Origin of the sequence: Candidatus Alistipes pullistercoris (assembly GCF_027665465.1) — a bacterium.
In the GTDB taxonomy this organism is placed as follows: domain Bacteria; phylum Bacteroidota; class Bacteroidia; order Bacteroidales; family Rikenellaceae; genus Alistipes_A; species Alistipes_A hominis.
In genome coordinates this window covers 331502-356077 of sequence record NZ_JAQDED010000002.1, presented here as the reverse complement: position 1 = coordinate 356077, position 24576 = coordinate 331502, and the positions used below count along the sequence as shown (strand labels likewise).

At 57.8% G+C, this 24576-nt stretch carries 21 protein-coding genes; 9 read left to right on the top strand and 12 right to left on the bottom strand.

Annotated features, from left to right (window positions below):
* The first annotated feature begins 23 nt into the window (after nucleotides 1-23).
* Nucleotides 24-2027: a glycoside hydrolase family 2 protein gene (locus tag PGR91_RS04805; protein WP_118656357.1), complete on the top strand. Its 2004-nt coding sequence runs from the start codon at nucleotides 24-26 to the stop codon at nucleotides 2025-2027.
* Between the two features lie 16 nt (nucleotides 2028-2043).
* Here the strand turns inward: PGR91_RS04805 and PGR91_RS04800 are convergent, their stop codons facing one another.
* From PGR91_RS04800 to murB, 4 genes are all read right to left on the bottom strand, one after another.
* Nucleotides 2044-2667 carry a WbqC family protein gene (locus tag PGR91_RS04800; protein ID WP_118656355.1) on the bottom strand — a complete coding sequence of 208 codons (624 nt, stop codon included), beginning with the start codon at nucleotides 2665-2667 and terminating at the stop codon, nucleotides 2044-2046.
* A 17-nt stretch (nucleotides 2668-2684) separates the two neighbouring features.
* Entirely contained in the window at nucleotides 2685-3245 is a 561-nt protein-coding gene (locus tag PGR91_RS04795; RefSeq protein ID WP_118656353.1) for a DUF4924 family protein, read from the bottom strand.
* 243 nt (nucleotides 3246-3488) lie between these two features.
* Nucleotides 3489-4838 (bottom strand): tRNA lysidine(34) synthetase TilS, encoded by a 1350-nt coding sequence (tilS, locus tag PGR91_RS04790; RefSeq protein WP_118656351.1) that lies wholly within the window; start codon nucleotides 4836-4838, stop codon nucleotides 3489-3491.
* A 2-nt stretch (nucleotides 4839-4840) separates the two neighbouring features.
* Nucleotides 4841-5842, bottom strand: a complete 1002-nt coding sequence (gene murB, locus PGR91_RS04785; RefSeq protein ID WP_055203438.1) for a UDP-N-acetylmuramate dehydrogenase — start codon at nucleotides 5840-5842, stop codon at nucleotides 4841-4843.
* Nucleotides 5843-6007: 165 nt separating this feature from the next.
* On the opposite strand from murB, the gene PGR91_RS04780 reads away from it, so the two are divergent.
* The 4 genes from PGR91_RS04780 (at nucleotide 6008) to PGR91_RS04765 (ending at nucleotide 10053) form a co-directional block, all read left to right on the top strand.
* Nucleotides 6008-7474: a DUF4301 family protein gene (locus PGR91_RS04780; protein WP_055201766.1), complete on the top strand. Its 1467-nt coding sequence runs from the start codon at nucleotides 6008-6010 to the stop codon at nucleotides 7472-7474.
* 65 nt (nucleotides 7475-7539) lie between these two features.
* Entirely contained in the window at nucleotides 7540-8613 is a 1074-nt protein-coding gene (holA, locus tag PGR91_RS04775) for a DNA polymerase III subunit delta (protein ID WP_055201763.1), read from the top strand.
* Nucleotides 8610-9230 carry a rhomboid family intramembrane serine protease gene (locus tag PGR91_RS04770; protein ID WP_055201761.1) on the top strand — a complete coding sequence of 207 codons (621 nt, stop codon included), beginning with the start codon at nucleotides 8610-8612 and terminating at the stop codon, nucleotides 9228-9230. Before holA ends, PGR91_RS04770 begins: the two co-directional genes overlap by 4 nt.
* Nucleotides 9231-9237: 7 nt before the next feature.
* On the top strand, nucleotides 9238-10053 hold the full coding sequence (locus tag PGR91_RS04765) for an aminotransferase class IV (protein ID WP_118656349.1): 816 nt from the start codon (nucleotides 9238-9240) through the stop codon (nucleotides 10051-10053).
* A 20-nt stretch (nucleotides 10054-10073) separates the two neighbouring features.
* Here PGR91_RS04765 and PGR91_RS04760 read toward each other — a convergent pair whose 3' ends face one another.
* Nucleotides 10074-10340 (bottom strand): DUF2007 domain-containing protein, encoded by a 267-nt coding sequence (locus PGR91_RS04760; RefSeq protein ID WP_055201758.1) that lies wholly within the window; start codon nucleotides 10338-10340, stop codon nucleotides 10074-10076.
* 176 nt (nucleotides 10341-10516) lie between these two features.
* Here PGR91_RS04760 and dnaE point away from each other — a divergent pair, with 176 nt between their 5' ends.
* Nucleotides 10517-14137 carry a DNA polymerase III subunit alpha gene (gene dnaE / locus PGR91_RS04755; protein WP_101571153.1) on the top strand — a complete coding sequence of 1207 codons (3621 nt, stop codon included), beginning with the start codon at nucleotides 10517-10519 and terminating at the stop codon, nucleotides 14135-14137.
* A gap of 149 nt (nucleotides 14138-14286) precedes the next feature.
* Nucleotides 14287-14601 (top strand): thioredoxin, encoded by a 315-nt coding sequence (trxA, locus tag PGR91_RS04750; RefSeq protein ID WP_101571152.1) that lies wholly within the window; start codon nucleotides 14287-14289, stop codon nucleotides 14599-14601.
* 65 nt (nucleotides 14602-14666) lie between these two features.
* Here trxA and PGR91_RS04745 read toward each other — a convergent pair whose 3' ends face one another.
* The 5 genes from PGR91_RS04745 to PGR91_RS04725 form a co-directional block, all read right to left on the bottom strand.
* Entirely contained in the window at nucleotides 14667-14834 is a 168-nt protein-coding gene (locus PGR91_RS04745) for a hypothetical protein (protein ID WP_153497947.1), read from the bottom strand.
* 417 nt (nucleotides 14835-15251) lie between these two features.
* Nucleotides 15252-16226, bottom strand: a complete 975-nt coding sequence (locus PGR91_RS04740; protein ID WP_055201750.1) for a deoxyhypusine synthase family protein — start codon at nucleotides 16224-16226, stop codon at nucleotides 15252-15254.
* 137 nt (nucleotides 16227-16363) lie between these two features.
* Nucleotides 16364-17254, bottom strand: a complete 891-nt coding sequence (locus tag PGR91_RS04735) for an alpha/beta hydrolase (protein WP_118656347.1) — start codon at nucleotides 17252-17254, stop codon at nucleotides 16364-16366.
* A gap of 22 nt (nucleotides 17255-17276) precedes the next feature.
* Nucleotides 17277-18143, bottom strand: a complete 867-nt coding sequence (locus PGR91_RS04730; protein WP_055201748.1) for an alpha/beta hydrolase — start codon at nucleotides 18141-18143, stop codon at nucleotides 17277-17279.
* Nucleotides 18144-18215: 72 nt separating this feature from the next.
* Complete coding sequence (locus PGR91_RS04725) at nucleotides 18216-20657, bottom strand: TonB-dependent receptor (RefSeq protein WP_118656345.1); 2442 nt, start codon at nucleotides 20655-20657, stop codon at nucleotides 18216-18218.
* A 50-nt stretch (nucleotides 20658-20707) separates the two neighbouring features.
* On the opposite strand from PGR91_RS04725, the gene PGR91_RS04720 reads away from it, so the two are divergent.
* Both PGR91_RS04720 and PGR91_RS04715 read left to right on the top strand, forming a co-directional pair.
* Nucleotides 20708-21139, top strand: coding sequence for a pyrimidine dimer DNA glycosylase/endonuclease V (locus PGR91_RS04720; RefSeq protein WP_101571144.1), 432 nt, complete (start codon nucleotides 20708-20710; stop codon nucleotides 21137-21139).
* Nucleotides 21136-21999, top strand: a complete 864-nt coding sequence (locus PGR91_RS04715) for a TIGR01777 family oxidoreductase (protein ID WP_118656343.1) — start codon at nucleotides 21136-21138, stop codon at nucleotides 21997-21999. Before PGR91_RS04720 ends, PGR91_RS04715 begins: the two co-directional genes overlap by 4 nt.
* Before the next feature lie 90 nt (nucleotides 22000-22089).
* Here PGR91_RS04715 and PGR91_RS04710 read toward each other — a convergent pair whose 3' ends face one another.
* The gene (locus PGR91_RS04710; RefSeq protein ID WP_055201742.1) at nucleotides 22090-22266 is read right to left on the bottom strand and encodes a histone H1; all 177 of its coding nucleotides are present in this window, start codon (nucleotides 22264-22266) and stop codon (nucleotides 22090-22092) included.
* A gap of 195 nt (nucleotides 22267-22461) precedes the next feature.
* On the bottom strand, nucleotides 22462-24504 hold the full coding sequence (locus PGR91_RS04705) for a hypothetical protein (RefSeq protein ID WP_101571141.1): 2043 nt from the start codon (nucleotides 24502-24504) through the stop codon (nucleotides 22462-22464).
* Nucleotides 24505-24576: the final 72 nt, after the last annotated feature.

Sequence of the window (24576 nt, the reverse complement as noted above, 5' to 3'; positions counted from 1 at the left end):
ATTTGCTCTCAAATGCAACGCATATGAAAAGAATCTGGATTTTGATCGCAGGGGTGTTTATGCTGACGCAATTGTCTGCAAGAGACGTGATTAATATAAACAGGGATTGGCGTTTTTTCAGCCATACCGAAGGTTCCAGCGACCGGGCGCAGGGCGTGAACCTGCCGCACATGTGGAACAACGACGCCCTGAGCGGCCGGAACGACTATTTCCGGGGGGTAGGCAATTACATGAAAGATATCGCCGTACCGAAAGAGTGGGCCGGTCGGCGGATTTTCGTCCGCTTCGGCGGGGCCGGAACCGTGGCCGACCTGATCGTCAACGGGCGCTATGTCGGCGAACACCGGGGCGGTTACAGCGCATTCACGTTCGATCTGACCGATTACTTGAAATACGGCGAGAACAACTCGCTGTGGGTGATCGTCAATAACGCTCCGCGGCTCGACGTGCTTCCGACCGCCGGGGACATCAACGTTTACGGGGGATTGTACCGCGATGTCGAACTGATCGTAACCGATCCGTCGCATATCGCCGTGGACGATTACGCGTCTGAGGGCGTTTATGTCCACCAGAAAGAGGTCTCCCGCGAGAAAGCCGATCTGGAGACGGTCGTGAGGGTGCGCGGCGCGGCCGGTAAGACCCTTACGGTCAATCTGGCCGTCGAAACGCCGAACCGCGATACGGTGGTCGTGCAAGGTGCGAAAGTCAAAATCGCGGGGGACGGTCGGGGATCGGCGACCGTACCGGTGATCGTAGGAAATCCGACGTTGTGGGATGGCGTCGAGAATCCGTATATGTATACCGTGCGCGTGCAGCTGGCCGACGAAGGACGCGTGTGCGACGAGGTTACGGTGCCGCTCGGACTGCGCTTTTTCAGCGTCGATCCGAAGCAGGGATTCCTGCTGAACGGCCGTCCGTATCGGATTCACGGCGTGGTGCATTACGAAGACCGGGCGTCGGTGGGGATCGCGTTGAAACAGTACCAGATCAAAGAGGATCTGGATCTGATTACCGAGATGGGCGCCAATGCCGTCCGGGCTGCCGGTTATCCGCATCATCCGGGCTTTTACGACGAGTGCGACCGCCGCGGGATCTTGGTCTGGAGCGAAATGCCGTTTATCGGGCCGGCTTATATGACCGATAAGGGGTATATCCATACGGACGATTTCCGCCGCAACGGCGAGCAGCAGCTTTACGAAATGATTTTCCAGCAGTTCAACCACCCTTCGGTCGTATTCTGGGGTATTTTTTCGGATCAGGATCCGCGGGGCGACGATCCGACCGACTACATCAAAGGGCTCAACGCGATGGCGATGCAGGAAGACCCGTCGCGGATGACGACGGCAACAAGCAATCAGGACGGCCCGATCAATTTCGTGACCGACCTGATCGTCTGGGATCTTCCGTTCGGATGGAAGGAGGGGATGCCGGGCGATCTGAAGATATGGCTCGAGCAGTTGCAGAAAAAGTGGGGGAGCCTGTGTTCCGGGATCACGTACGGAGCGGGGGCTTCGATCTATCATCAGGAAGATTCGCTCTACCGGCCCAACTACCTCGGCAACTGGCATCCGGAACGCTGGCAGACCAGTCTGCACGAGCAGTACTTTCCGCTGGTCGACGCGTCGCCGTTTCTGTGGGGCTGGTTCGTGGCCAATATGTTCGATTACGGGGCGGCCGGGCGCGACTGGGGCGAGGGCACCGGGATCGACGACCGGGGATTGGTGACTTTCGACCGCAAGTACCGCAAGGATGCGTTCTATTTCTATAAGGCCAACTGGAACAAGGCCGAACCGATGGTTTATATTGCGCAGAAGCGCTGGACGCCGCGCGTGAAAACGACCCAGACGATCCGGGTCTATTCGAATGCTCCGGAAGTGGAACTGCTGGTCAACGGCGCTTCGCTCGGAAAGAAAACGGGCGCCAACGGCGTGTTCTTGTGGGAAAACGTCGAGTTGAAACGCGGTGTCAACGCACTGGAAGCCCGTAGCGATACGGGTATCGACTATGCCGACATCCGGGTATTATAGACCGGGGCGGAACGGCTTAACGTACGGTCGAGTCCTGCAAGATCCCGGTCGCGGCCGGCCCTTCGCAAAACAGCAGGTCGATGATCGACAGGTTCGCTGCGAAAGGGTAGCGTTCGGCGAAAACCTGGTAATAGGTTGCGGGCCGGAATGCCGGATCGGGGCGTTGCAGGCCCGGTTTCGGGGACAGCGTGTCCCGGAAATCTTCGGCGGGGGCCGGGCACGGCAGGTAACTTTCTGAATATCCGACCTCCGGCTCTGTTTGTAACAGGTCGAATACCGTTTGCTGCAATTCCGCATTCAGATCGGCCAGGAATTCGTAACGCTTCCGGTAGAATGGAGCGAACCGTTCTTCGTAGTGAACGAAATAGGGTGAACTCCTGTAGGCCGATACGATCGTCTGCCAGTGTTGGTGCTGCCATTTTTTCGACGAATCGATCCGGATGTCCCGGGTCGGTTTTTTCAGGCCCGAAGGTTGAAGCACCGGGACGATCAGCGGGCTCGTGCCGTTGGCCGTCAGGATATCGCAACGGTTCCGGTAGCTCTGTTTCCGGTAGTGTTCGTGCAGGTCGATCACGGCTTTGCCGCTCAGCAGTTTGGTGTAGTACTGGACGTTTCCGAGGTAGGCGGTCGAAAGGATCACGGTCGGCGGGTTTCGGGTTATTTTTTCGGGCCGAACAGGTCGGTTTCGCCGCGTTCCGCGGCGTGGAACACGGTGGCCAGTTCGGCGACTGCCGGCGAGATCAGGCCGATGACGTTGCGGATGTCGTTCTCCTTGCTTCGATCGCCTTTGATCCGGTACAGCATAACGGCATACAGAGCCCGGAAGAACAGTTCCACGTCGGAGATGTCCTGTTTGCCGAGTTTGCTTTTGAGCGTCGGGATTTCGGGGGCTACCGCGGCGTAGAGCGCACGGTATTTCTCGCCGACGGGCAGCGTCAGCAACTGTTTGTGCAGGTTATCCAGATCGTCGATCAGATGCAGGGTGTGTTCCAGATGGCCGTTTTCCTCCTTGCCTTCTTTGCGCAGCAGGTTTACCAGATCCATGTACCAGAAGAAAACCTCCTGTTTTTTGGCTTCGTCCAGTTCGCTTTTCTGCACCAGTTGCGAATAGATCGCTTCGGGACTGAACTGCAGGGCGCGTAGCAAATCCTCCAACTGCCACAGATAGAGGATGTACTCGGCGATATTCTCTTTGCGTTTGCGTTGTGCGATATACATTTCGGTCGTTTTTCGGTGAACGGATCGTGTTTCCGACCGCTAATATACCGATTCCTTTCGAAAAACGGATGACGTCGTCCCGTTCGGAATGCGTTATTGCATCCGGATGTGCTCTTCGATCCTCTTTTTCAGGCTCCCCTTGCCGTAATCGAGCCACCGGTCGATCAGGATGCCTTCGGGATCGAACAGCAGGCCGAGCGCCGGGGAGAGTTGTCGGTCGCCCCGGCTATCGGGCGAATGGCGTTAAATCTCCACGTCCGTTTCGCGTACGATCCGGAGCACGTTTTCCGTAGCGGGCGCCACTTTGTAGCGGTCGTCGATGCGCCGTCCGACCACCCATACGATGTCGTTCTCGCTGGTCACGACGAATTGGCGGCGTTTGTCCGGGAGCGATACCTTGTTGTTTATCAGGAAATCGCTGATTTTCTTGCGGCTGTCCATGCCGAACGGAACGAATGCGTCCCCTTCGTTCCAGCGGCGCACCGTTAGCGGATAGGTCAACTTGTCCGCATCGAGCAGCGCTACGTTTTCGGGCTGGCGGAGCGATTCGACGTCGTCTGCTTCGAGGCGTTCGAAGGTCAGCAACGCGCCGCCGCAGTAGATGTGGGTCGTTTCGGGAGTCACTTCCGTCGTGCAGCCCTCGTCGTCGGGGATCGGGGTGATCAGGATGCGACCGCGGTCGATGTAAGCTACGCTGTCTTTCGAAAAGAAACGCTTGCCGGAGCCGTGTCCTTCGCAGAATGCCCGGTAAAGGCTGTTGATGACTTCCCCGTTGAACCCGAAACCGCGCAGCAGTTCGAAGATGACGAAATCGGCAGGCAGCGACGGATCGATCCGCGACAGATCGACGACGGTGCGCGTTTCGTCGCGTATGAGCGCCTGGCGGCGGATCACTTCCATGCTGCGGTCGATGAAATTCTGGGCCGAGGTCAGCCGTTCGACGTTGGCCGCCATCGTGTCGGTGAATTTCGGAGAGATCTCCTTGATGCGCGGCACGATGCCGAGCCGGAATTTATTGCGTAGGTATTTGGTCGACGCGTTGGTCGAATCTTCGCGGTAGGGGATTTTGTTGGTCAGCGCGTAGTCGATGATCTCTTTGCGCTGCGAAAACAGCAGCGGCCGGATCAGGCGCCCGTTCACGACGCCGATGCCCGTCAGCCCCCGGAGCCCCGTTCCCCGGATCAGGTTGATGAAAAAGGTTTCCACCGAGTCGTCGGCGTGGTGTGCGATTGCGACCCGGTCGTAGCGGCGCTCTTCGCATAGCTTGTCAAACCATTCGTAGCGCAACCGCCGCGCGGCCATTTCGACCGATTCGCCGGTCGCGGCGACTTCCGCCATCGTGTCGAAGCGAACGCCGTAATACGGGATTCCGTAGCGGGTCGCCTCGCGTTCGACCAGTAAGTCGTCTTCGTCGGCTTCGGCTCCGCGAAGCTGGAAATTGCAGTGCGCCACGCCCACTTCGTATCCGCCGCGGACGAACAGCGACAGCATGACCATCGAATCGACGCCGCCGCTTACGGCCAGCAGAATGCGGTTTTCGTGAGTGCACAGACCCCGTTCCCGGATGTAAGCCCGAAATTTATCCTGTAGCATATCTATATCAGATTTACTTCCATGTCGATCGTTACGCCGAACCGTTCGAGCACATCCTGCTGAACGGCACGGGCGAGGCGGACGATATCGGCTCCCGTAGCGCCGCCGTGGTTGACCACTACGAGCGCCTGGCGTTCGTGGATGCCGGCCGGGCCGAGCCTTGAGCCGCGCCATCCGCAGCGGTCGATCAGCCAGCCGGCCGCCAGTTTCACCCGGCCTTCTCCGGTCGCGTAGCGCGGCATGTCCGGGTATTTCTTCGTCAGGAAATCGGCCTGCGCTTGCGACACGACCGGATTTTTGAAAAAGCTGCCGGCGTTTCCCAGCACTTTCGGATCGGGCAGCTTGCTGCTCCGGATAGCGATGACCGCCCGACGGATATTTTCCAGCGATACGCCGCCGAGCGCTTCGACCTGTTGCTCCACGTCTCCGTAGCGCAGCCGGAACTGCGGATCGCGCGCGAGGACGAATTGAACCGCCAGGATTACGGCGCGGCCTTTCAGCTCCCGTTTGAAAATGCTGTCCCGGTAACCGAAACGGCATTCCGCGTTGGACAGCGTCACGGTTTCCCGCGTGTCGGTCAGCAGGCACTCGACGCTTTCGATCGTATCTTTCGCTTCGGCCCCGTACGCTCCGATGTTCTGTACCGGCGCGGCCCCGACATAGCCTGGGATCAGCGACAGGTTTTCGATACCGCCCAATCCGTTGCGCACCGCCCAGGCGACGAGGTCGTCCCATTCGACGCCGGCTCCGGCTCGGACGCGCACCGTCCTGCCGTCGTCCGAAACCTGCGCGATGTCGCGGCACGCGGGATGCAGCACGGTGCCGTCGTAATCGCCCGTGAACAGCACGTTGTTACCGCCGCCGAGGATCATCCATTTCTCGCCGGGCGGCAAGCTGTCCAGCAGGGCGGTCAGTTCGGCCCGGTCGCTGAATTCGGCGAAACGCCGCGCCGAAACGTCCACCCCGAAACTGTTCAGTCCGCGGAGGGATTTGTTTTCTTCCATCATACACGCTATTGTTAAACAAACATACGACAATAAATCAGATTTTGCAAAACCGACTGCCGACGGAGCGGTTCCGCTACAGACCGACGGCCGGTAAAAATCCCGGATGCGGATATTTGCGGAAAAATGATTACTTTTAATGTGAATTTTTAAATCCGACGAAAAATGTTTACCGAACAGGATATCGAACAGATCGGCGCTCACGGCCTGTGCGTCGCCGATGCGGAGCGGCAGATGCTCCGTTTCAGAGAAGGGTTTCCATACCTGGATATTTGCCGTGCGGCAGTGGCCGGCGACGGGATTCTGCAAGCCGACGGGGCTGCTGCGGAGCGTTACGGCGCGGTTTACCGGGAACTCCGTCCGCAGCGCAAGGTCGTGAAATTCGTTCCGGCGTCGGGTGCGGCGACCCGTATGTTCAAGGCGTTATTCGAATTTTTGAACGACGGCGTTCGCAGCCGCGAAGTCGACGAATTGTTGGCCGGTCTCGACCGTTTCGCTTTTGCCGAACGGCTTGCGGAGTTTACCGGAGGCAGCCGCGATCCGCGAACCGTGGTCTCGAATATCCTGACCGAAGGGCTCGGTTACGGGACGCTGCCGAAAGCGCTGATCCTTTTTCACCGTTATCCCGACCGCAACCGGACGGCCTTTGAAGAACATCTGGCCGAAGGGGCGTTGTATGCGGCCGGAGTAGGGAGCGAAGTATGCATTCATTTTACCGTATCTGCGGAGCACCGGGAGCAGTTCGAACGCCTGGCCGCCGAAACGGTTCCGTTTTACGAAGCCCGTTTCGGGGTGAAGTATCGGATCGGTTATTCCTGCCAGAAGCCTTCGACCGATACGTTGGCCGTCAATCCCGACGATACGCCGCTGCGCGACGGGCAGGGGCGCCTGCTTTTCCGTCCTGCGGGGCACGGGGCGCTGATCGAGAACCTGAACGAGATCGATGCCGACCTGGTTTTCATCAAAACGGTCGATAACGTGGCGCCCGACCGTCTGAAATCCGATACGGTGATCTATAAAGAGATGCTCGCCGGGTTGCTGCTCGATTTGCAGCGGCAGGCGTTCGGGTATTTGCGCCGGTTGGATGCCGGGGAACGGGTGTCTGCGGAGGAGATGGCGTCATTCGTTTCCGGCAGGCTGTGCCGTCGGCTGCCGGCGTCGTTCGCTGCGTTGGAACCGCAGCGGCAGGTCGGTTTGCTGCGCGAATTGCTGGATCGTCCGATCCGGGTGTGCGGTATGGTGAAGAACGAAGGCGAGCCGGGCGGCGGGCCGTTTTGGGTGCGGGAGGCCGACGGCGGCGAGTCGTTGCAGATCGCCGAATCGTCCCAGATCGCGCCGCAGCAAAAGGGTCTGATGACCGCGGCGACGCATTTCAACCCGGTAGATCTCGTCTGCGGGGTGCGGGATTATCTCGGCCGTAAGTTCGATCTGACGCGTTACGTCGATCCGCAGACCGGTTTTATTTCGTCGAAATCGCAGCAGGGGCGGCCGCTGAAGGCGCTCGAATTGCCGGGTCTGTGGAACGGAGCGATGGCGCGGTGGAACACCGTGTTCGTCGAGGTTCCCATATCGACTTTCAGTCCGGTGAAAGTTGTGGGCGATCTGCTGCGGCCGCAGCATCGGAACGGATAGTCCGGGTTTTGAAAGCCCCGTTTTATTCGTTACCTTTGCGTAAAAGATCAGATTCCGTACGAGCGATGGCGAAAAGCAGTAAAAAGAGCTTTAAGGAGAGTGTGGCCGATTATGCGGCGTTGTCCGAACGGATCGGCCGGAGGCAGTTCGCGCCGGTCTATCTGCTGATGGGCGAGGAGCCCTATTTTATCGATATGCTGGCCGAACGGCTCGGCGAGACGATCCTGTCGCCCGAGGAGCGGGCCTTCGACCAGACGGTCGTTTACGGCAGGGATACCGAAGCCGGGGCGATCGTCAATTTTTGCCGTCAGATGCCGATGATGGGGGCTTTTCAGGTGGTGATCGTCCGCGAAGCGCAGACGTTGCGCCGGATCGACCAGTTGTCGCTGTATACGTCGGCGCCCTCCCCGACTACGATCCTCGTGCTGTGTCATAAAGAAAAAGGACTCGATAAACGTAGTCAGCTCTACAAGCAGATCGAGGCTAAAGGAGCGGTTTTCGAATCGGTCGCTCCGCGCGATTACGAGATCGCCGGTTGGCTCGGCGATTTCGTCCGCAGTAAAGGATGTTCGATCGACCCGAAAGCGGCAGCCATGTTGACCGACCACCTCGGCGCCGATATTTCGAAGATCAGCAACGAACTGGGCAAACTGCTCACCTATCTGCCCGAAGGAACGAAGCAGATCACGGCCGCGCACATCGAACAGAATATCGGCATTAGCAAAGATTTCAATAATTTCGAGCTGACGCGGGCGATGTCCGAGCGGAACGTGGCCCGGGCGATGCTGATTGCCGATCATTTCGCCCGCAATCCGAAGGAGAATCCGTTGCTGGTGACCGTCAGCGCGCTGTTTACGCATTTTCAGCGGATTTTTATACTGAATTACCAAAAGTGGTATTGCCGCCGCAAAGGCGCGCCGATGCCGCCGGATGCGGAATTGGCAAGGATGTTGAAGCTGCCCACGGCGTTCTTTCTGAAGGAGTACCAGCAGGCGGCTGCGCTCTATCCGAACAACAAGGTTTTTGCGATTCTCGGCCTGTTGCGCGAGTATGACCTGAAAAGCAAAGGCATGAATACCGGGCAGGCCGACGGCGGCGAGTTGCTGAAGGAGTTGCTGTTAAAAATATTTTTACTCTGATGACCTATATCCTGATTTTCATAACGGCGATCGTTTCGATAGCGGCGTTCAACAATCGGCAATTGTTCGACCGGCTCGCGTTCGTCCCCTACCGTGTCGTGCATCGGCGCGAATGGTACCGGGCCGTGTCGTACGGTTTCGTGCACGGCGATTACATGCACCTGATCGTCAATATGCTCGTGTTGCTGTCGTTCGGGCAGTTCCTTGAGCAACTGTTTAAGGCTTACCAGCAGGCAGGGACCATTTTCAGCGGCTACCTGAGCTACGGACTGCTCTATTTCGGCGGGTTGCTGTTCTCCGTGCTTCCCGACCTCGTGCGTCGGCGCAACGATCCGCAGTATGCGTCGATCGGGGCTTCGGGAGCGGTGTCGGCCGTAATCTTCACCTCCATTTTTTTCAATCCGTGGAGTAAGATTTATTTCTTCGGTATCCTGCCGATCCCGGGGATTCTGTTCGGAATCCTTTATGTAGGCTACGAGCAGTACATGAGCCGTCGTCCGGGCGATCATATCAACCACAACGCCCACCTGTTCGGGGCGCTTTTCGGATTCGTGTTCCCGCTGCTGATGGAGCCGTCGCTGTGGCACGTATTCGTTAAGAACCTGACGTCGTTCTGATCCTGCGATGGATACGGTTTGTTACAACGGGGCGTTCGTCGTTCCCGGAGAGCGGGGATTCGCGCCGGAACGGTTGCTTTCGACGAATTACGTCTATCAGCGGATGCATGCCTTCGATCGCCGGATTCTTTTCCCGGATGCGCATTTGGAAATTCTCGGGCGGGCCGTGGAGCGGGTTTGCGGCGTGCCGTTCGTCCTCCCCGAATCGACGTTGCGACAGGCGGTCGGAGCGTTGCTTGACGCCAATCGTTATCCGCACGGCAGCAGTCGGATTACGTTGCGCGTTTTTCCGCACGGGCTGGAATCCGATGCCGAAGAACCGTCTTGGCTGCTGGAGACCGCTGCTCCGCTCTATTATCCGCGTTACGTGCTGTGGCATAAGCGTCCGCTGCTGGACGTGTTTCCGTGCGATTGCGCCTGGCCGGGATATCCGACTTCCGTTTCGCTGCTTTCGGCGGCATTCGGACGCGATGCGGCTGCCCGAGCCGGAGCGGAACTCGCCGTTCTCGAGAACCGGGACGGGACGCTGACCCACGTCGACGACGAGCCGTTGTTCCTCGTCTCCGCCGGCGAGGTGTTTACGACGCCGCTGGCAGCCGGGGCGACCGATTCGGTGATGCGGCGGCTGGTGCTTGCCGTCTGCCGCGCCGAAAAGATTGCGGTGTGCGAATGCCCGCTGACACGGGGTATGCTGACCCATTGCGAAGAAGCCTTTACCGTTTCGGTGCAGGGAATCGTGTCGCTGCTCGGTTACGGGGATTACCGCTACTTCAACCTGATGGCCGTGAAACTCGCCGAACGGATCAACGACGTGCGGCTCTGAAGCGTTTCGTCCCGTTCCGGCTACGGCTTTTTCCGCCGTTTGGCGCTCTCCTTATCGAATTCTTCCTGATCGAACTTCGCCCCGAGGATCTCTTCGGCCCGGCGGGCGTCCGCCTCGTTGACGACCAGCCGGACGGGCATCATCTCGTTGCGGATCGGCAACACCTCGGCCGTCAGTTCGTTCAGCAGTTCGCACGGTACTCCGCTGCTTTCCAGCAGGCTTTTGTAAATGGAGGCTTCCCCTACCGAGGAGAAGCTCCGGATTACTACCAGTTTCGAATCGTCCATCGCATTCGGTTTTTAGTACGACATTGATAATCAGGCGGAAATATCGGATCGTCGCCGGTTGTTCCGCATGTTCTAAATATAGGGATAATTTGTGAATAAATTCCCGCCGGGGATGCCGCGGGACAACTATTTTTTCGTTATTTTTGTCGGGATACATCATTAAAAGCGAATCTGAAATGGCTCAATTTACACATCTGCACGTACATACCCAATATTCGATCCTGGACGGGGCGGCTGCGATCAAACCGTTGCTCAAACGCGCCAAAGAACTGGGCATGACGTCGCTGGCGATTACCGATCACGGCAACATGTTCGGCGTGAAGGAGTTTCACGATGCGGCCGAAAAAGAGGGGATCAAACCGATCCTCGGATGCGAGGTGTACGTTGCGGGCGGCAGCCGTTTCGACAAAAGCGGCAAGGACGACCGCGGCGACCACCTGATCCTGCTGGCCAAGAACCTGGAAGGGTATCATAACTTGGCGCGTATCGTTTCGTACGCCTTTATCGAGGGATTCTATTACCGTCCGCGTGTGGATAAAGAGTTGTTGAGGCTGTACCATGACGGGATCATCTGCTGCTCGGCCTGTCTCGGCGGGGAGCTTCCGCAGGCGATCATGCACGGGAATATCGACGAGGCGCACCGCGTCGTCGAGGAGTTTAAGTCGATTTTCGGAGAGGATTACTACCTCGAACTGCAACTGCATCCGAGCGGTAACGCGCGGATCGACGCGCAGGTGTACGAGAACCAGAAAAAGGTCAACGAAGTGATCCTGCGGCTGGCGGCCGAACACGGCGTCAAGTACATCGCGTCGAACGACGTGCATTTCATCATGGCCGACGATGCGCCGGCGCACGACCGGCTGATCTGCCTGAACACGGGCCGCGACCTGGACGATCCGAATCGGATGCGGTACACGTTCCAGGAGTATCTGAAGAGCGAAGAGGAGATGGCCGCGCTGTTCCCGGATCATCCCGAAGCGCTCGCTACGACGGCCGAGATCGCCGCTAAAGTGGAGTCTTATTCGCTGGAACACAAGCCGCTGATGCCGAACTTTCCGATCCCGGACGATTTCGAAATACCGCTCGACAAACTGAAAGAAACCTTCCTGAAAAAGCTGGAAGACGAGGCGCTGCGCGCGGAAGTGAACGATTGCGCGTCGCTCGACGACGTGATCGCGCGTCATCCGGAACTGTCCGAACGGTTGATGATCTCGAAACAGTTCCGCTACCTGGAATACCTGACCTACCTGGGTGCCGAAAAACGTTACGGCACGCTTTCGGAGGCGGTGCGCAAACGGATCGAATACGAATTGTCGACGATCGAGTGGATGGGGTTCCCTGGTTACTTCCTGATCGTGTGGGACTTTATTCGTGCGGCGCGCGAGATGGGCGTGTCGGTCGGGCCGGGTCGTGGGTCGGCGGCTGGGTCGGTGGTTGCCTATGCGTTGAAAATCACCAGTATCGATCCGATGAAATACGACTTGCTGTTCGAACGTTTCCTGAATCCGGATCGTATTTCGCTGCCGGATGTCGACGTCGATTTCGACGAGGACGGCCGCGCCGACGTGCTGCATTACGTGACCGAAAAATACGGCAGCAAGCGCGTCGCGCAGATCATCACGTTCGGGACGATGGCTCCGAAAATGGCCATCAAAGACGTGGCGCGGATTCAGAAACTGCCGCTTTCGGAAAGCAACCGCCTGGCGAAGCTGGTTCCCGAAAAACCGGGGATGTCGTTCCCGAAAGCCTATAAAGAATCTCCCGAACTGCTGGCCGAGAAGGAATCGCCCGACCCGCTGGTGCGCGATACGATGCGTTATGCCGAGAAGCTCGAAGGGTCGGTGCGCCAGACCGGCGTACATGCCTGCGGTGTGATTATCGGGCAGGACGACCTCGAACTGTTCGCCCCGATCGCGATCGCGAAGGACGCCGAGCTGAACGTGGTGCAGTACGAAGGCAAGCTGGTCGAGAGCGTCGGCCTGATTAAGATGGACTTCCTGGGACTCAAAACACTGTCGATTATCAAGGATGCGCTCGAAAATATCGAATCGACGACCGGGCGGAAGCTCGATATCGACGCGATCCCGCTGGACGACGGCCCTACGTACGAATTGTACAGCCGCGGCGAGACGACCGGCCTGTTCCAGTTCGAGTCGCCGGGTATGAAAAAGCACCTGCGCAACCTGAAGCCGAACCGGTTCGAAGATTTGATCGCGATGAACGCGCTGTACCGCCCGGGCCCGATGGAGTACATCCCGAACTTCATCGCCCGCAAGCACGGGCTGGAACCGGTGACCTACGAGATTGCCGACATGGAGGAGTACCTGAAGGACACGTACGGGATTACGGTCTATCAGGAACAGGTCATGCTGCTGTCGCAAAAGCTGGCCGGTTTTTCGGGCGGCGAGGCCGATACGCTGCGCAAGGCGATGGGGAAGAAAAAACGGGACGTGCTGGATAAGATGAAGCCCAAGTTCATCGAAGGGGCTAAAAAGAACGGTCACGACCCGAAAATCTGCGAAAAGATATGGGGCGATTGGGAGGCGTTCGCATCGTATGCGTTCAACAAGTCGCACTCGACCTGCTACGCCTACGTTTCGTACCAGACGGCCTACCTGAAAGCGCATTATCCGGCCGAATTCATGGCGGCGCTGCTGAGCCGCAACCTGTCGGATATCAAGAAGATCAGCTTCTTTATGGACGAGTGCAAGCGGATGGGGCTGTCGGTACTGGGCCCGGACGTCAATTACAGTAAGTCGCGCTTCTCGGTCGACGAGGACGGCAACGTGCGTTTCGGCATGGCGGCGATCAAAGGCGTGGGCGAGGCCGCCGTCCAGAATATCATCGAGGTGCGCAAAGAGGGCGGTAAGTTCACGTCGATCTATGATTTCGTCGAACGGGTGAACCTGCAGGCCGTCAATAAGAAAACGCTCGAAAACCTCGTGCTCGGCGGAGCGTTCGACACGATCAGTTCGTTCCCGCGGAGCGCTTACCTGGCCAAGGACGACCACGATATGACGATGCTCGACGCGCTGATCCGTTACGGAAACCGCATCCAGAACGACAAAAACAACGTGCAGCAAAGCCTGTTCGGCGAAACGGCCGCCGAGTCTTCGGTGCAGAAGCCGGAGCCGCCGCAGCATACGCCGTGGTCGAAGCTGGAAATGTTGAACCGCGAACGCGAGGTAATCGGTATCTACCTGTCGTCGCATCCGCTGGACGATTTCTCGGTTATTATCCGTCACTATTGCAACTGCTCGCTCGGCGACCTGTCCGACCTGTCGTCGATGAACGGGCGCGACTTCATGGTCGCCGGCATGGTGACATCGGTGATGCACCTGACGACCAAAACCGGCAAGCCTTACGGACGGTTCACGATCGAGGATTACAACGGTTCGCACGAATTCGTGCTCTTTTCGAAGGAATACGAGAATTTCCGCCGCTATATGTTCGAAGGATATTACCTGTTCATCCGGGGGAAGGTGGGTCCTCGCATCTACAATCCGAGTGAGCTCGAAGCGAAAATCACGTCGATGATGATGCTTTCCGAAGCGCAGGAAACGCTGATGAAAGAGGTTACCGTAATGGTACCGGTGAACGATCTGACCGAAGAGTTGATCGGGAAGCTTTCCTGTACGGTGAAGGACAACCGCGGTAAGGTGATGCTCCGCGTCAAGGTGTACGATCCGGCAGCCGATGTGGCAGTAAATTTGTATTCGAAGAGCGTGAAGGTCGATATGACCGGCGACATGGTGCGGTTTCTGGAAGACTATGCGTTGCAGTATACGCTGATGTAACTATTTGATCCGTAAGTGTGTATTCGTCTGCCAGTCGGAATGTTGAATAAGTTGTTGATTACTTTTGCCGTCGCCGCGTGCTTTTGTCGGATGTTATTATGACCTTTGTACGACCACAGTGAAACATAAACTTTAAAAATACCGAAATTATGGCACTTACTATCACATCCGAAAATCTGCAGGGATTGCTCGATTCGGGCAAGCCGCTGGTAATCGATTTCTGGGCCGAATGGTGCGGCCCCTGCCGGATGGTCGCTCCGATCATCGACGAACTGGCCGGCGAATACGAAGGCAGAGTGACGATCGGCAAATGCGACGTCGATTCGAACAATGCGATCGCCGTGCAGTATGCCGTCCGCAACATCCCGACGATTTTGTTCATCAAGAACGGGCAGATCGTCGACAAGCAGATCGGCGCGGCTCCGAAAAACGTATTCGCGGAGAAAATCGCAAAACTTCTGTAAACTCGTATTCTGTTTTCATGGCGATAGGGGGGCGACTCTCCCTATCGTTTGTTTTGTGCGATCTCCTATCCGCCGAACGTATTTTCTCCGTAGTATTTTTGAGCCGTACGTGCGACGATGTCCGCATCGTATTTCCATTCGTCGTTGCGGTACCATATCTTTTTGCGCAGCGAACGGAGATAGCGGGATTCCTTTTTCTTTCCGCTGTCGGTAAAGTACATCTTCAATGCCATGCCGACACGGTCTTTTTTGGTGATAACCACACCCGTACAATACACATAACCTTTCTTGTATGGGTCGTCTACCGGCAAAGTATAGATACACTGTACCGGCATTGAACCACCTACGGGCTTTGTTTCCGGAAACGGTCGTAACGTAGTCGTCGAAACGAAATTCTTTATCCGACGCCGAATCGAAGCCCCCGTTCTTTTTCTTCTTGTGACCGTAAACCGTCGTCTTCAATTCCCCCGATTTATACAGGTAGCGAGGCGCTCCGCTGATTGTTGTCGGGAGAAGATGATTGATATCGGATGATGGAACAGAGGGGAATATACGACGACAAAGCCTGGAGACCGTATTTACAATGTCTCCAGGCTTCTGTGTATTGCCGGCAGGTTCCGGCCGCTTTGTGAAATCGATTGCGCGCGGAATTACCAGCCCAGCACGTATGCGAAAATCAGCGGGGCCACGATCGTAGCGTCCGACTCGACGATGAATTTCGGGGTGTCCGGAGCGAGTTTGCCCCAGGTGATCTTTTCGTTCGGAACGGCGCCCGAATATGATCCGTACGAGGTCGTCGAGTCCGAAATCTGGCAGAAGTAGGCCCAGAACGGCACGTCTTCCCATTCGAGATCCTGGTACATCATCGGCACCACGCAGATCGGGAAGTCGCCCGAAATGCCGCCGGCGATCTGGAAGAATCCGACGCCTTTGCCGCCGCTGTTGGCGCGGTACCATTCGGTCAGGAAGATCATCGTTTCGATGCCGCCCTTGACGGTCGAGGCTTTCAGTTCGCCTTTGATGACGTACGACGTGAAGATGTTGCCCATCGTGCTGTCTTCCCATCCCGGAACGATGATCGGAATGTTCTTTTCGCAGGCGGCCAGCATCCAACTGTTCTTCGGGTCGATTTCGTAGTACTGCTCCAGTACGCCGCTGCGCAGCAGCTTGTACATGAATTCGTACGGCAGGTAGCGTTCGCCTTTGTCGTCGGCATCTTTCCATATCTTGAAGATATGTTGTTGCAGGCGGCGGAACGCTTCTTCTTCCGGGATACAGGTGTCCGTCACGCGGTTCATGTGGTTTTCGAGCAATTCCCATTCGTCCTGCGGCGTCAGGTCGCGGTAGTGCGGCACGCGTTTGTAGTGCGAGTGGGCGACGAGGTTCATGATGTCTTCTTCGAGGTTGGCGCCGGTGCAGGTGATGATCTGCACTTTGTCCTGGCGGATCATTTCGGCCAGCGAGATGCCGAGTTCGGCGGTACTCATCGCACCGCCGAGGGTGATCATCATTTTACCCCCTGCCTGCATGTGGGCTTCGTATCCTTTGGCGGCGTCGATCAGCGCAGCCGCGTTGAAGTGGCGGTAGTGGTGCGTAATGAATTGAGAAATAGGTCCCTTTTCCATTTTTTTTGATTGAGTTTAATATGTAATCGTATTATTTAGGTCGTCTCGAACACGTGTTTCCGCTGTTGTTGCAGCGGACCTCCGCAAAGGTAGGAAATTCCGCCGTGAATTATTCCTTCAATTATATGGGAAACTCTTTATTTGCGGATTTCTTCGAGCCAGCGGCCGAGCGCGGCGCGCAGTTCGTCCTTGTAGCGGAACGATTCGCTCCAGCCCCAGCCGTGACCGCCGGTCGGGAAAATGTGAAGTTCGGCCGGGACATTGTGATTTTTCAACGCCGTGTAGTAACGTGTGCTGTTGCCAGGCAAGACGTTGTCGTCGTCGTCGCTGAGGACGATGAAGGCCTGCGGCGTTCGTTCCGTCACCTGTTTTTCGCAGGAGTAACGGGACGTTTCCCGGGTGGAAGCGTCCGGCCCGGTCAGGTTGCCGAAAGTCTCCTTGTCGATGATGTCCGAATCGTCCGAGATGGCCGCGTAGCACAGGATCGTGAAATCGGGACGGTTGTCCGGCCCGGTGAACAGCGTCGAGACGGCCGCGGCAAGGTGTCCTCCGGCTGAGAATCCGATGATGCCGACCCGGTGCGGATCGACGCGCCATTTCGGGGCCTGTTTGCGTACCAATTCCAGCATTTGCTGCGCGTCTTTCAGCGGGATTTCGGGGTGGCCGTTCGGCATCCGGTAACGCAGTACAATGGCCGTTACGCCCTGCGTATTAAACCATCGGGCGACCTGTAAGCCTTCGTGATCGAAGCAGATGGCTCCGTATCCTCCGCCGGGACAGATGACGACGGCCTGGCCGGTCGCCTGCGTCGGATCGGCCGGCAGCACCAGGTAGTCGGCGTCGACCGCCCCGAAAATCACGTCGGGTAATACTTTGACGCTGTCCGCCGACAGGCCGTTGCTCTCCGGCGCGCCTTTCGGGTAGAGCGGCAACGCTTCGGGCGTTCGGTTCGGTTCGGGTGTCCGGCCCGGGCTTTCGGCGGCGGACAACAGCAGCGGAAGGACTGCCAGCCATACCATTTTTTTCATCGTAACGGGCTTTCGGCGATTCTTATTTGCGGATCTCTTCGAGCCAGCGGCCGAGCGAAGCGCGCAGTTCGTCGTGGTATTCGAACGAATCGCGCCAGCCCCATCCGTGTCCGCCGCTCGGATAAACGTGCAGTTCGGCCGGCACGTTGTGCTTTTTGAGCGCGGAATAGTAACCGATGCTGTTGGCGGGCGGTACGCCGTTGTCGTCGTCGCTGAGCGCGATAAATGCTCGCGGCGTTTGGTCGGTAACCTGTTTTTCGTTCGAATAGCGCTCGGCCAGCTCCGCCGGGGCGTTCGTGCCCAACAGGTTGTCCTTCGACCCCTGATGCGTGATCGAATCCATCGAGATGACCGGGTAGATCAGGATTGAGAAATCGGGCCGGTCTTCCGGGCCGGTGAAGTGGGTGGCTGCGGTCGCGGCGAGGTGCCCTCCGGCCGAAAATCCCATGATGCCGACCCGGTTCGGGTCGACGTGCCAGTCGGCGGCCTTCTGCCGCACCAGTTTCAGGGCCGTCTGCGCGTCTTTCAATGGAATTTCGGGATGCCCGTTCGGCATCCGGTAACGCAGTACGACGGCGGTTATCCCGTGCTCGTTCATCCATTCGGCCACGTCGAGTCCTTCGTGACCGTAAGCCAGCGAGATATACCCGCCTCCGGGACAGATGACGACGGCCTGTCCGGTCGCTTGCGCCGGATCGGCCGGAAAAACGAAATAATCGGCTTCCGCGCATTTGTCGAGGTTCGTGGCGGTCAGCCGGACGTCGGCTGCGGAGAATCCGTTGCTTTCCACGGCCCCGTCGGGGTACAGCGGCAGCGCCTGCGGTGTTTGGGCGAATCCGCCCGGAGCGCACAGCAGCGCGCCGACGGCGGTCAATAGTTGTTTTTTCATAGTATCTAAAAATCCGATTTTAACAAAGGTAGCTAATTTGTACGGTTCGTCAAAGCGCTTGCGTGCGGTACGTTAAAATTCGACGGTGATGCCAAGCGTCGGCAGTACGGTGCCGCCGATGTCGTGCGCGACGGTCTTCATTTTGTAGTGTCCGGGGCGCTGCGGATCGGGGACGTATTGCCCCGAAGCGTCGGTCTCGGGCATCAGGATATCCTGCCCGGCCGCTTTGAAGTTGTAGAGATTCTGGATGTCGACGTAGAATCCGAGCCGCCATTTCGCGAAGTACCATACTTTGTCCGCCCGCACGTCGAGCTGATGGAAAGCCTGCAGTCGCCGCGAATTGTACAGCGCGTAATCGTAGTAGGGCCGCTGTCGGGCGTCCCAGGCTCCGGTTTGCGACGAGAGGCCGAAATCGTAGGGCGTGAAGGGGCTGCCGCCTGTCAGATACCATTTGGCGCCGAGCGTCCAGTTGCGCCCGAACTTGTGGATCGCCGAGACGTTCAGGATGTGCCGCACATCCCAATCGGAGGAGACGTACTCGTCCGTCGGGCGCAGGTCTGCGCCGGGACGGTTGAACTGCGAGTGCAGGAACGTGTACGAAACGTTGACGACCGTGTTCGCGAGGTTCGTGTTGCGGTACGAGAGTTCGACCCCGTAGGCGCGTCCTTTGCCGACCGACCGCACCGGAACGTCCCCGATCGTATAGTCGGCGAAGTCGCCGGTCGATACCGGCAGCGAATCGATCAGCGATACCGGATAGTCCGAGTAGCGCTTGTAGAAGCCTTCGACCGAAATGCGCGAGTGCGCGTCGGGCGTAAAGGCGATTCCCGCGATGAAATGGTCGGAGGCGATGTATCGCAGTCCGTTCGCTTTGTTGATCAGTACGCCGGTGCTGTCCCTGTATCCCATCGACGTGTAGGGCGGTTCCTGGTAATATCGCGCGACCGAAGCGCTGAACGTCCACTGCGGCCGGAAGTTGTAAGAGAGGTTCAGCCGCGGCGAAAGTTGTCGCAGCGGGTTGTGCATTTCGGAAGAATAGGTCGTTCCGTCGGCCCGTAGCCCGAGCAGCACCGAAAAGCGTTTCCCGAAAAATTCCCGGCTCAGCGTGGCGAACAGTTCGTAGCGTCCGAACGAGAGCCGGCTGTCGAACCGTTCCGTGCGGAGCTGGCCGCCGGTGTAAGCCGGCCGCCGGGTCGTATTGTCGTAGTGCCCGCTGCCGCCTCCGACGCCGCCCGTAAAGCGGAAGCCGCCGACCGACCGCAATTCGATTTCGGCCCGCACCCGGTTGTCCGATTGCTCGGTATTGTAGTCGATCGTGCGCGGCAGCGACTTGTCGTTGCGTTCGTGCTTGTAGAGTTTGTTCGTAAAAGCGTTACGACTGACCACGACGCGCAGTTGCCCGGCCCGGAAACGGTGCACGTATCCCGCGCCGAACACGTAGCTTGACTGCCTGTTTTCGGGCAGGTAGCCGAGGATGTACTTTTGATCGTCGTCGGGGTCTTTCAGTCCGGTATTCAGCCGGTTGTAGTCGAACGATCCGAGTCCGATCAGGTAAAATTCGTCCGACGCGCCGAGTTTCGAGGCCAGTTTGAACTGGTAGTCGTTATAGGTCGGCAGGAAGGGCAGGCCGAGTACGCTGAACAGCATTTGCAGGTAGCTGCGACGATAGGAGGCCAGCAGCGTGGTCTTGCCGTTTCTCGAAACCGGCGTATCGAAGTTGATCCCGAAATCCGACGCTCCGAGGATCAGTTTGCCTTTGAACCGCGTCGGGTTGCCGTCGCGCATCCGCATGTCCATCACCGAACTGAGGCCGTTGCCGAACGCGGCCGGGAACGCCCCGGTGTAGAAGTTGACCGAACGCAGCAGGTCGGTGTTGACCAGCGAGGCGTTGCCGCCCGATCCGCCCTGCACGGCGAAGTGGTTCAGCACCGGGATTTCGATGCCGTCGAGGTAATATTTGTTTTCGTTGGCCCCGCCGCCGCGCACGAGCACGTCGTTGCGCTGGATGGCCGTGGCGATGACCCCGGGGGCTGATTGCACCACTTTCGAGATGTCGCGGTTCGCGCCGGGCGTCATATCGATCTCTTCGGTTCCGATCCGCCGCATCGACACGGGGGATTCGGTTGTCGCCGCGAGCGGCGAAACCGCCACGACGACTTCCGACAGCGCTACCTGCATCGTGTCGAGGGCGATGTTCACCACGGCGGTGTCCGATGCCGTGACCAGGAACGATTCGGTGGTGACCGCGTGGAATCCTTCGGCGGCGACATACAATGTGTTGTATCCCACCGGGACGCGGCGGATCAGGAACAGCCCGTTGCCGTTCGACGTTCCCGCGAGAGTGTCGCCCGCGAGCCGCACGGTGATGCCTGCGATCGGCCGGTCGTCGCCGCTGCCGGTCACGCGGCCCTTGACGGTGCCCGTTTTCGGCATCGGTTTTGTCTGGGCATAAGTTGTGGCGCATAAAACGATCGGAAACAGCCATAAAAGGCCGTAAAGGCAAAGCTTTTTCATTGCGGCGTGCGAAGTTTCCGGCAAAGATAACGTCTAATTCCGATAAAGCGATGCGATTGTGGTCGATACACCCGAAGTATCTGGATCCGGCCGGTCTGACGGCCTGCTGGCGCGAAGGGTTGCTGGCGCGGGAGGTGCTTTGCGGCCGGACGTCCGGTTACCGGAACCATCCGCAACTGGCGCGTTTCAAGGAGGCGGAAGACCCGGTGCGGGCGATCGACCGCTATCTCGAAGCCGTCTGGGAAGAATCCGTGCGCAGGGGGTACCGGTTCGATGCGACGAAGGTCGTGCCCGGCATTGCCGTCGTCCGTCTGACGGTCTCCTGCGGACAGCTCGATTATGAATTCGAACATTTAAAAAGAAAGCTGGAACTCCGTTCCCCGAAAAACTATATGCGGCTGATTGCCGTGCGCAGCATCGAGCCGCATCCGTTGTTCCGGGTTACGACGGGGGGAGTGGCCGTTTGGGAGATCATCCGATGAAAATTGCGATTTCGGGAGCAACCGGGTTTATCGGTACGCATCTGACGGCCTATCTGACGGGATTGGGGCATCGGGCCGTTCCGCTGGGACGTCCGGCTTTCCGGTCGCAGGAGTCGCTCGCGGCGGCGCTTGCCGGCTGCGGGGCCGTGGTCAATTTGGCCGGCGCGCCGATCGACCGGCGGTGGAGCGACGCCTATAAAAAGCAACTGTACGACAGCCGGATCGGGACGACCCGTAAGCTGGTGGCCGCAATCAACGAAATGAATCCCGCGCCGAAGGTTTTCGTTTCGGCGTCCGCCGTCGGTTATTACCCCGATCAGGGCTGTTACGACGAATACACGGCGGTCAAGGGAACGGGCTTCCTGTCCGACCTCTGCGAAAGCTGGGAGCGGGAAGCGAGCCGGCTGGTTCCGGGGATACGGTTGGCGGTCGCCCGTTTCGGCGTAGTGCTCGCCCCGGACGAAGGCGTTTTCGCAAAAATGGCTTTCCCGTTTCGCAAAGGGATCGCCGTCCGTATTGCGTCGGGCGCGCAGATTTTTGCATGGATCGACATCGGCGATCTGGTGCGTGCGCTGACTTTTATCCTTTCGTCGGATATGCTGGCCGGGGCGATCAACCTGACGGCTCCCGAACGGCTGACCAATGCGGCGTTCGCCCGGGCCGCCACCCGCCATTACGCCGCCCGTCTACACGTGGCGGTTCCCGGTTGGGCGCTCCGGCTGCTTTATGGAGAGGCTTCCGGTATGCTGGTTTCGGGCCCGTGCGCGATTCCCCGGAAACTGCTGGATGCCGGATTCGTTTTCAATGCGCCGGAGATCGCCGCGTTTATGTCGAAACTCGGCAAAACGGCCGAGAAGTGAGCGTCCGTGTCGGTCCCGTCCGGGGGGAGCGAAAGCAAACGGAGCATCCCTTTTTGAGGACGCTCCGTTTGTCGAATTTGTTGTCGAAAACTATTTTTTTGCTTCTTCAACAGATACTTTACGAAAATCTTTCAGCAGTTTGGACAGTTCCAGCGCTGCTTTGCGCGCACGGGTTCCGGCTGCTTTGTTGTTTTTTTCAACCTGCAGATCTGCATTGGCCATAAAGACGTCAATTTGTTCTTTGATCTGGTTAACCAACTCTTTCATAAGCTTTTACGATTAATAGTTAGACATTCGGAAATACATGGAGGCAACCGGAATTCGACTTTTTTGAAGCAAAGCGACGACAAGGCAGTTCCCTCTGTGCTGAGTTTCCGTTTGATTTTCACCTGCAAATATAACAAATATAATGATACTTGAAAGAAAAGCCCCCGCTTTTTTGAGGCGGGAGCTTTTTTCCGTCTATCTGCTCCAGATGCAGCGGTAGTTGAACCGGCGGTTCGGAGCCGTGTCCCCGTTCAGGCACAGCGAGATCGGATCGTTCAGGTCGGCCGGGTTGTCGCTCCACTTGAAATCGAACACGAAACGGTCGCCGCCGAGTCCGAGCAATTCGCGCGGAACGGAAACTTCCAGTTGGTTGCCTGCGTAGCGCATCGGCAGATCGGCCACTTCCGTCCAGTCGCCTTTGGCGCTGTCGTAACGCATCAGCGTGGTGGTCTGATCGTTTTTGATCCGCTTGTTGATCAGGTAATCGTATCCGTACCATCCCGTTGACGGATCGTTGTCCGCGTCGATCAGCAGCAACATCCAATTGTTGTCGGTGCACGGGGTCAGCGCGTCGGCCGTTTCGGCGTAGAACGCCATCTGCTTCTTGTCGACGGCCACTTTGGCGGTGATGATGTCGTTGCGTCCCGAATTGTTGACGTAATGGATTCCCGCGTAACCTTTGGCGTCGCGGTGGAAAACGTCGCCCTTGGTATCGCGGTATTCGGTGGTAGCCCCCGCCCAGTCGTCGAACCGGCCGTCGATCTTAGTTTTTACGTAGCCGGCCAGTTCCGGGATCGGACGGATTCCTTTGTAGCGGCGGATGTTCTGCGCCATTTGCATGTAATAGTTATCCGTGTATCCGCCTTTCATCGGCTGGATGCCCCGGTTGAATTCCATGTTGTACTGGTCGACGAAGAAGAACGGGCTGTCGCGGTTCAGCCAGACGGTGGTCTTGCCTTTGCCCGGATGGTATTTCCCGGCGGTCCATTCGTTCCAGTCGTTGATATACAGGAATTCGGGGTTGGCCTGCAGGGCGTCCTCCCAGCGTTCCTGGAAATAGATTCCGTAGTTCACCGGGTCTTTTACGGTTTTCCCGAGCCAGGGCACATAGGCCGATTTGGGCATGTCGTGTTCGTCCAGCTCCGGCTCGCCGTACTTTTTCGACCACGATTTGCCGACTCCCATGCGTTCGCCTTCGATCATCGTGACCGGATGCTGGGCCGGCGTGACGGCGGCCTGTTCGCGTTTGCCCTTATGGGTCGAGAGCAGTTCCTCGGGTTTCATATCTTTGATCCGGGGATCGGCCATGTTGTATCCGAAGCTCCAGTTGTCCTCGGTTCCGATGAAACGCTCGTTGGCCCATTCGTAGTAGCCCCACCACATCGTGCGCAGCGTGAAGAAGTTTTTCACGTCGTCGGAATAATCCGTATAATATTTAGCGGTATAGTACGGGTCTCCGTAATGCGGATTGTTTTTGTTGGTCACGGCGTCTTCGTCGTAGTGCAGATTCGGGTGCGGCGTATCCTGTCCGTTGGCGTCGTATTTCGGGGTGCCGTTATAGAGCAGCAGCGGTTTGCCGTCCCAGTAGAACCACAGGTCGGGGTATTGGTTTTTCTCGTAGATGCGTTCGTAGAGATCCTGCACGACGGTGATGACCGGGCCGTTGAACGCCCAGAAACAGAATTTGGGCACTTTGTTGCCTTCGGCCTTCATCTTTTCCATCGTTTTGAAGATCACGTCCCATTCGTCCCAGTAGCGCACCGCGTTGGTGACGTCCATGATCATCACGTCCACGCCGGCGTCTGCCAGCATCGAGATGTCCTTGCGGATCACCCATTCGTCCTGGCTGAGGAAGTAACCCATTTCCGGTTCGGCGTAGTGGTACGAACCTTCCGTCCACAACGGATTGTCGGCCTGCAGGCGCGCGTTCGGATCTTTTTCGAGGATTTTGGTCACGTCGGCCGTGTAAGGGCTTTTCAGTCCAGCCAGTCCCTGGGTATGCCAGGTGATGTAGAAGATGCCGACGATGCGGCGCTGGTCGTTTTTCACGGCTCCGACCTCTTCGTAAGAAGGCATCGTGCGTCCCACGGCGTCGGTGGCTACCCAGGTGTCGGGATAGATGTCCCGGTATCCGGCGGTGTCGGCGGCGCTTTGCTGCGCGGGATTACCCGCCGCGAGCAGCCCCGGGGCCAGCAACAATGCCGGAAGCGACAGCAATTTGTAGATGTTTTTTTTCATCTTGCGGTTAAGTTATCGGTTAATAATATCAAAATAGGCAGATTCGACCTGCCGGCGTTTCCGCGCTTTAAA